Below are 7,282 nucleotides of genomic sequence, written 5' to 3'. Positions count from 1 at the left end.
CTCCGGCTCCCGGCGCGCGGGACGGGCCGCGCGCGGCGCGGGCGCCGGCTCCGGCACGGGAGGAGGCGGGGGCGGAGGCTCCGGCGCGGGCGGCGGCGCGAACAGGGCGGCGAGCTCCGGGACGTCCGAGCCGCGCTTCCAGTCCGCCATCCCCTGCTGCCAGAAGAAGCTGCGTCCGCTGATGGCGCCGGTGGCGATCAGCTCGCGCAACCCGCCCTCGTCGAGCGGGCCCTCCTGCTTGTTGCGCACCATCACGAACCAGGGAGAGCCGGTGGCGCGCAGCGGAGCGGCGCGGGTGGGCTCGTCGTCCCAGGGCGTCTGGAGCGCGGCGGGCGGAGCCTTGGCCACCGCGGGCGCGGCGGCGGGCTCGGGCGCGCTGGCGGCGGGCTCGGCGAGCGAGCGCTCCTGCGCGCGCAGCCGCTCCACGTCCGCGAGCGACACCACGCGGGTGCTTTCCTCAGCGGCGGGTCCTTCGACGGAGATGACGTTCTGGCAGTTCTTGCAACGGACCTTGACCGTCTTGCCGCGGACTTTTTCGTCCGCAATGGAGTACCGCTTCTGGCAGTTGTCGCACGTGAAGTTCAAGGGGGCGCGTCCGGCTTCGCGGGGGGTAACTCGAGGCCCTGGATGCTACCGCTAGAAATCTCCCGCGCAAACCACAGGTTGACTCTGCCCGACGGCCCAACTATGCAGCCGCCCTCCCCTGTCTTCTCTCGCCTTTTTCAGAAGGTGGCGAATGCCGGCGAAGGACCTTGGATCGAAGTTCGTCTGCTACAAGTGCCAGACGAAGTTCTACGACATGAAGAAGCCAGACCCGCTGTGCCCGAAGTGTGGCGCGGACCAGCGGGAGAGCCCTGCCCTCAAACCCCAGCCCGAGGGACGCCGAGGACGTTTGGCCGCCGCGCCGAAGGTCATCGAGCCCATCGAGCCCGAGGAGCCAGCAGCGAGCAACGACGAGGAAGAGGAGGACCTCGACTCGTTCGACGAGGACGACAACGCCACCGCCGAATCCGACGAGGACGAGGCGTAGGTCAGTGACGCCCCAGGGCTCCCAGGCCTCGTGCCAGGGAGCCCTGTTCGCGTCGGAAGACTCCGAGTTCGATGGTGCGGGGTGGCGTGTGTCCTTGCGAGGCCGCCCCTCCTCGCGCCCGGACCGCGCGCCGCGAGCGCGCCAGTCCGGGGCTTCGAGCCGACGACGTCAGGACGCCAGCGACAGCTCCAGGAGCGCGCGGCGGATCTGCTCGTAGAGGCCGGGCCCCATCTCCTGCATGCCCACCGGCCGGCTCACCTTCCGGGCGGGCTCCTGGGTACGTGGTGCTTCAGTCGTCAGAGTCGGTCGCTTCTTGGGCTGCTGCATGACTCGCCCCCTCGTGTTCAGACGCACCAGCTATATCGCAATTTTCCGCCAGGACGGAAGGCCGATCTGAATCGCCGGCTCCTTCCTCTAGAACGTGCAGGGGCGAAAAAATTTCGTCGTCCCTGCGACTTCGTCCTCACTGGAATCGCCCTACCTCAGGGACTCCACCTTCCAGACCTGCTCGATCTGGACCGTCTCCCCGGCGCGGACCGTCACCGTCTGCTTCGTCTCGGGGAGGCGCTCGTGCCAGAAGATCAAGGTGTGCGAGCCTTCCGGGACCTCCATCCGGAAGCGCCCCTCCTGGGAGGTCGTGCCGAAGTAGGGGTGGTCGAAGGTGCGCACCACCGCGTGCATCCACGGGTGGATGTCACAGCGGATGGGGACCAGGCCCGGCTCGGCGGGGAGCGCGCGGCGGGTGGCCATCCCTTCCAGGGGCATGGCCACGTTGAAGAAGGTCCGGTTGGTGCCGAAGGCCGCGCGCACGTTGTGGACGAGCGGGTCGGAGTTGCGCAGGGTGAGCGTCGCGCCGGCCCGGGCGGCGAGCGCCGGGGGGTCGTAGAGGCACTTCTTCTGGTCCAGCACCGGATCCGCCGGAGGGGTGGCCGGGGCCGGCAGGCCGGCGCCGGACTCGAGGGCCACCACCGCGTGGGCCAGGGCGCCCTCCGCGCCCACGACGAGCGAGCGGTCCGTCGTCTCCTCCCCGCATACGGAGACGACGGTCCCCGTGGTGGGAGCGCGGGCGGGGGCCGGGGGGGCGCCCTCCAGGCGGACCCGCCCCTCGACGACGCCCCACTCCACGTCGGCCGCTGGCCGGGCGGACGGGGTGGCGGCCGCGGGCGGGGCGGCGGGGACCGGGGGCGGAGCGGACTCGCGGCAGGCCGGGGCGAGCGCGAGCAGGGTCAGGGCGGGGAGGAAAGGGGCGCGGGGCACGTGCTCCCGTCTAACGGGTGCGTGAAGCGCTTTCAAATGGTGGATGGCGGCCAACGGACCAGGGGGATGACGCTGAGGCCATTTGGGCGTTGGACCCTCATCAACCTTGTTGGTACAAGAACGCGCGGCCGTACACGGTGCGGCTCTGTGGGAGGCAGCAACTTTGCGGGAGAAATTGAAGGCGCTGGCGGAGCTTCAGACTGTGGACCTCGAGGTCGCATCGCTCCGGAAGGCCGCGGATGTCCACCCCCGTCAGATTGCCGAGCTGGAGCGCGAGCTAGGCGTCGCTCGCAGCGCCATCGAGGCCGAGCGCGCGCGCGTCGCCGACACCGAGCGGCAGAAGGCGCAGCACGAGCAGACCATCACTGACGAGAAGGACAAGGTGAAGAAGTGGGAGGCCCGCTTGAGCGAACAACGCTCGACGCGCGAGTACTCCGCCCTGGCGCGCGAGATCGACATCGCGAAGAAGGCCAACCTCACCATGGCCGAGGAGCTGACCGAGCTGACGAAGAAGCTCGGCGCGGACCGCGAGGCCATCAGGGGGAAGGAGGCCGAGTTCGCGACGAAGCAGCAGGGGCTGTCCGGCCGGATGGCGGAGCTGCGCGGCAAGCTGGGTGAGGCGGAGGCGCAGGTGAAGGCGCTGGAGGGCCGTCGCCAGGGCGTGGCCGACAACGTGGACGCCACGCTGCTGCGGCGCTACGAGGTGGTGCGCAAGAAGAAGCTGCCCGCGCTGGTCGGCGTGGTGGCCGGCACCTGCCAGGGCTGCAACATGAACGTGCCCCCCCAGCTCTACAACCAGCTCCGCACGTCGCTGGGTACGGACATCTGCCCGTCCTGCAACCGCATCATCTACGCGGTCGAGGCGCTGCAGGAAACGCCGGCGAAGTAGTCCGCGATGCCCGCGCCGTCCCTCGTCGACATCCTCCGCCACATCGCGCGCGAGGAGCCGCTCTCGTCGACGGTGCGAGCCTTCCGCGGCCTCACCCGCGAGCACCTCGGGCAGTTGCTCGAGGAGGCCGCGGTGCGACTCGGCGGCGCTCCCGAGCCGTCCGAGTCCCGGGCGACGCTGCCCCAGGCGCCCGAGCCGGGCGCCCCGGCGGTGTCCCCCTCCCCCAGCGAGCCAGCCTCCCGGCTGCGCGTCTATTCGGACGGCGCGGCGAGGGGCAATCCCGGCCCCGCGGGCGCTGGGGCGGTGTTGATCGACCCCGCGGGCCACGTGGTGGCGCGGCTGGGCCGCTTCCTCGGGACGCAGACGAACAACTACGCCGAGTACATGGGCCTGCTCTTGGGCCTGAAGCACGCGCGGACCCTGGGCGCGCGCGAGGTGGACGTGTTCGCCGACAGCGAGCTGCTCATCCGGCAGCTCGGGGGCCGCTACCAGGTGAAGAGCCCCACGCTCAAGCCGCTGTTCGACGAGGCGCGCCGGCTGCTGGAGGGCTTCACCCGCGTGAAGCTGCACCACGTGCCACGCGCCCGGAACGCCGAGGCGGACGAGATGAGCAACCGCGCCATCGACGAGCGGATGTAGCGCCGCACGCACGCGTCTCCCCGTGAAGTGGACCCGCCCGCCCCGGCTGTTGTATGGGGCAGACGTCGGAGCGGCTCGGGTGAACGCCGGCCATCGCAATCACGGGTGGCGGGAGGAAAGTCCGGGCTCCACAGGGCAGGGTGCTGGCTAACGGCCAGTCGAGGCGACTCGCAGGAAAGTGCCACAGAAAACAAACCGCCCGTCCCGAAAGGGGCGGGTAAGGGTGAAACGGTGCGGTAAGAGCGCACCGCGTCCGGGGTGACTCGGACGGCACGGTAAACCCCACCTGGAGCAAGAGCCAATAGGAGCGCGTCCTCCGCCGTCCGGGGGGACAAGGGTTGCCCGCCCCATGCGCTCGGGTTGCTCGCTGATGAGGCCCCTGGGCAACCAGGGCCCTAGATGAATGTTCGCCGCCCGTCCCGAAAGGGGCGGGGACAGAACCCGGCTTACAGGCCGCTCCGACACTTTCCCCTCCCCCGCTCCGCCCGCCGCCCCTGCTTGTGGGCGCCTGGGGCCACCTTCACCTTCGAGCGAGGAGACGTTCCCGGTCTCCTTCCCGCGCGAGCCCCTGGAGGCCAGGAGCCCCGTCGCGGAGGGGCCCCGGTGGAACGCCAGCACCGAGGGGGCAGACATGGCGGAGCGCGCGACGAAGGGAACGCCGGCCCGACGGGCGACGATGAGCATCTGGTCCGTCGCCGCGCTGGGCATCGGCTCGATGGTGGGCGCCGGCATCTTCGCCCTGCTCGGTCAGGCCGCGCTGCTGGTGGGGCCGTGGACCTGGCTCGCCTTCGCGCTGGCGGGCGTCGTCGCGGTGCTCTCCGGCTATTCGTACGCGAAGCTGAGCGCGCGCTACCCCAGCTCCGGCGGCATCACCCTCTTCTTCGAGGAGGCCTTCGGGCGGGGCGTGGTCTCCGGCACGCTCTCGCTCATCTACCTGGTCACGCTCGTCATCAGCGTCGCCATGGTGGCCAAGACGTTCGGCGCGTACGCCACCCGGCTGCTCATCCCCTCGGGGAGCCACGCGTGGTTCGCCGTCTTCGGCTCGCTCATCGTCATCCTCCTGGCCGCGCTCAACATCGCGGGCTCCGGAGCGGTGGGCCGCGCCGAGGTCATCCTGGTGACCATCAAGCTCGTCATCCTCGCGGCGCTGCTGGCCGCCGGCCTGTGGTCCATGGCCCGGGGCGGCGCACGCGACACGGGCGGCGACGCGCACATGGGGCTGGCCACGCTCGTGTCCAGCGTGGGCCTGTGCTTCTTCGCCTACTCGGGCTTCGGGATGATGGCCAACGCGGGCGCGGACGTGGCCAACCCCAAGAAGACCATCCCGCACGCCATCTACCTGGCCATCGGCGTGGTGACCCTCCTCTACGTGGGCCTGTCCATCACGGTGCTCGCCCTCGTCCCGCCCGAGCAGCTCGCGCGCGACGCGGACACCGCCGTGGCCCAGGCGGCCCGTCCGGTGATGGGCGGCGCGGGCTTCACCGTGGTCGCGCTCGGGGCGCTGCTCGCCACGGCGTCCGCCATCAACGCCACGCTGTTCGCCGCGCTCAACGTCTCCACCGCGCTCGCGCGCGTCCAGCAGCTCCCCCGCGCCTTCTCCACGAAGTTCGGCCACCAGGGCACCCATGGCTTCATCTGGGGCGTGGTGGCCATCCTCGTCATGGTCAACACGCTGAGCCTGGGCGCCATCGCCAACATCGCCAGCGCCACGTTCCTCGTCTGCTACCTGGCGGCCCATGTCGCCTGCTTGAGGCTGTGGCGACAGACGGGCGCGTCGCGGGCCATCGTCGGCACGGGGCTGGGCCTGATGGCCATCGTGCTGGTCACGTTCCTCGTCAGCACCGGGCGGAAACAACCCCTGTCGCTGCTGCTCATCGTCGTCGCCGTCGCCGGCAGCGCGCTGGTCCAGTGGCTCATCCAGTCGAGGCACCACGGCGGGCTGCCCCACTCGCCCGCGCGCTGAGCCCCAGCACCACCGGGAGGTGACGGCTCGGGGTCCGACACTCGCCCTCCCCCACGGGAGCCCTGTCGCGACGCGGAGGCTCCCTACCTTCTCGACCACGCCATGCGGTCGAGGACGAGATGAACGCCAGAACCCTGTCGCGCCCGGTGCGGCGCGGCGCAGTCGTGCTGTTGTCCGTGCTGAACACCGTCGCCTGGGATGCGCGCGCCCAGCCCGCGGAGCCCGCGGCGCCCTCGACCGGAGGCGCGGACGCCTCGGCCCTCGAGGAGGACCCGCTGGAGCTCCCGCTGCTGCCCATCCTCGACCTGGCGCTGCTCCCGGACACCCAGCACTTCACCCCGCGCCCCGACCACGCCGTCTTCGACAAGACGCTGCCCGGCTACTTCCGGGTCCCCACCACGGACATCTTCGTGAAGCTCGGGGTCGCCGCCACCACGCACTTCATGGTGACGTCCAAGCGGCTGGGCACGCCCACCTGGTTCACCACCTCCTCCATCCCGGTGAAGGGCCAGGACTTCCACGAGTCCCCGGGCGCCCAGTCCACGGCCACCGCGAACCCGTCCGATGTCTCCATCGAGTTCCGCGGGAAGACGGAGCTGGGGCCCATGCGGCTGTTGTTCAACACCAGCTTCGCCCAGCCGGACCCCGCCTTCGGCTTCCACCCCAACTACGCCTACGCGCAGCTCGGTGGCTTCATGGCGGGCTTCACCGACTCCACGTTCGCGGACGTCGACGCCTATCCCAAGACGCTGGACTTCGAGGGCCCCAACCCGCTCGTCTTCTTCAAGCACGCGGTGATGCGCTACGGCCACCGGCTCAACCACGACAAGGACCTGCGGATGTTCCTCCAGGTCGCCATCGAGCAACCGGGCGCCGACATCCCCACGGCCACGGGTGCCCCCCGCGACATCGTCCCCGACGGCGTGGTGTCGTGGCGGGCGGAGGGGCCGTGGGGGCACGTGCAGCTCGCCGGCCTGGTCCGCGCCGTGGGCAGCCAGGCGCCCGACCGCGACTCCAGCGAGACGGTGCTCGGCATCGGCGGCAACCTGACGGGCGCCTACCACGCCTCGCACAAGCACACGTTCCAGTTGGGCATCACCGGCGGCCAGGGCATCGCCGCGTACGTCAACGACACCGGGGGCGCCCAGTACGACGCCGCGCAGGACGAGAGCGGCTCGCTCGACGCCATCCCCCTGCTGGGCGCCTACGTGGGCCTCACGTACGCCTGGATGCCCATGCTGGCCTCCACCGCGACCTACGGCTGGCTCAAGCTGTGGGACCGCGACCACCGGGCGGCCCTGGGGGCCAGCGGCTTCCAGCGCTCGCAGTACGCCTCGCTGAACCTGGTCGCCCAGCCGATGAAGGGCGCCCAGTTCGGCGTCGAGGCGCTGTGGGGCTACAACCGGGCCATCAACGGCCAGTCCGGCCAGGCGTTCCGAGGACAGTTGACCTTCCAGTACCGCTACTGAGTCACCAACGTGACACGGGACCAGGGAGGGAGACA

Annotated in this window: 8 protein-coding genes and 1 other RNA gene; 6 read left to right on the top strand and 3 right to left on the bottom strand. The window is 70.9% G+C overall.

Annotated elements, in window-relative coordinates:
- A partial coding sequence (locus LZ198_RS39105; RefSeq protein ID WP_253977261.1) for a GYF domain-containing protein occupies positions 1-585 on the bottom strand: 585 nt, incomplete at its 3' end.
- A 151-nt stretch (positions 586-736) separates the two neighbouring features.
- Here LZ198_RS39105 and LZ198_RS39100 point away from each other — a divergent pair.
- Complete coding sequence (locus LZ198_RS39100) at positions 737-1,030, top strand: FYDLN acid domain-containing protein (RefSeq protein WP_253977260.1); 294 nt, start codon at positions 737-739, stop codon at positions 1,028-1,030.
- Positions 1,031-1,198: 168 nt separating this feature from the next.
- On the opposite strand, the gene LZ198_RS39095 is transcribed toward LZ198_RS39100, so the two are convergent.
- Together LZ198_RS39095 and LZ198_RS39090 are read right to left on the bottom strand one after the other, a co-directional pair.
- Positions 1,199-1,357, bottom strand: a complete 159-nt coding sequence (locus LZ198_RS39095; RefSeq protein WP_253977259.1) for a hypothetical protein — start codon at positions 1,355-1,357, stop codon at positions 1,199-1,201.
- Positions 1,358-1,507: 150 nt separating this feature from the next.
- A complete protein-coding gene (locus tag LZ198_RS39090; RefSeq protein WP_253977258.1) occupies positions 1,508-2,287 on the bottom strand; it encodes a cupredoxin domain-containing protein in 780 nt (259 codons plus the stop codon).
- Between the two features lie 163 nt (positions 2,288-2,450).
- On the opposite strand from LZ198_RS39090, the gene LZ198_RS39085 reads away from it, so the two are divergent.
- From LZ198_RS39085 to LZ198_RS39065, 5 genes are all read left to right on the top strand, one after another.
- Positions 2,451-3,176 carry a zinc ribbon domain-containing protein gene (locus LZ198_RS39085; RefSeq protein ID WP_253977257.1) on the top strand — a complete coding sequence of 242 codons (726 nt, stop codon included), beginning with the start codon at positions 2,451-2,453 and terminating at the stop codon, positions 3,174-3,176.
- A gap of 6 nt (positions 3,177-3,182) precedes the next feature.
- The gene (locus LZ198_RS39080) at positions 3,183-3,815 is read left to right on the top strand and encodes a ribonuclease HI family protein (protein ID WP_253977256.1); all 633 of its coding nucleotides are present in this window, start codon (positions 3,183-3,185) and stop codon (positions 3,813-3,815) included.
- Between the two features lie 66 nt (positions 3,816-3,881).
- An RNA gene (rnpB, locus tag LZ198_RS39075) (RNase P RNA component class A) lies at positions 3,882-4,280 on the top strand.
- A gap of 166 nt (positions 4,281-4,446) precedes the next feature.
- Positions 4,447-5,778 carry an APC family permease gene (locus LZ198_RS39070; RefSeq protein WP_253977255.1) on the top strand — a complete coding sequence of 444 codons (1,332 nt, stop codon included), beginning with the start codon at positions 4,447-4,449 and terminating at the stop codon, positions 5,776-5,778.
- 119 nt (positions 5,779-5,897) lie between these two features.
- Positions 5,898-7,247 carry a porin gene (locus tag LZ198_RS39065; protein WP_253977254.1) on the top strand — a complete coding sequence of 450 codons (1,350 nt, stop codon included), beginning with the start codon at positions 5,898-5,900 and terminating at the stop codon, positions 7,245-7,247.
- The last annotated feature ends 35 nt before the right edge of the window (positions 7,248-7,282 follow it).

The organism is Myxococcus dinghuensis (assembly GCF_024198235.1).
Classification (GTDB): Bacteria; Myxococcota; Myxococcia; order Myxococcales; family Myxococcaceae; genus Myxococcus; species Myxococcus dinghuensis.
This window is presented reverse-complemented; position numbering and strand designations above follow the sequence as displayed.

Excerpts from the sequence above, each read along its gene's own strand:
- LZ198_RS39080 (WP_253977256.1), top strand. The coding sequence starts at position 3,183 with ATGCCCGCGCCGTCCCTCGTCGACATCCTCCGCCACATCGCGCGCGAG.
- LZ198_RS39070 (WP_253977255.1), top strand. The coding sequence starts at position 4,447 with ATGGCGGAGCGCGCGACGAAGGGAACGCCGGCCCGACGGGCGACGATG.
- LZ198_RS39100 (WP_253977260.1), top strand. The coding sequence starts at position 737 with ATGCCGGCGAAGGACCTTGGATCGAAGTTCGTCTGCTACAAGTGCCAG.
- LZ198_RS39095 (WP_253977259.1), bottom strand. The coding sequence starts at position 1,357 with ATGCAGCAGCCCAAGAAGCGACCGACTCTGACGACTGAAGCACCACGT.
- LZ198_RS39065 (WP_253977254.1), top strand. The coding sequence starts at position 5,898 with ATGAACGCCAGAACCCTGTCGCGCCCGGTGCGGCGCGGCGCAGTCGTG.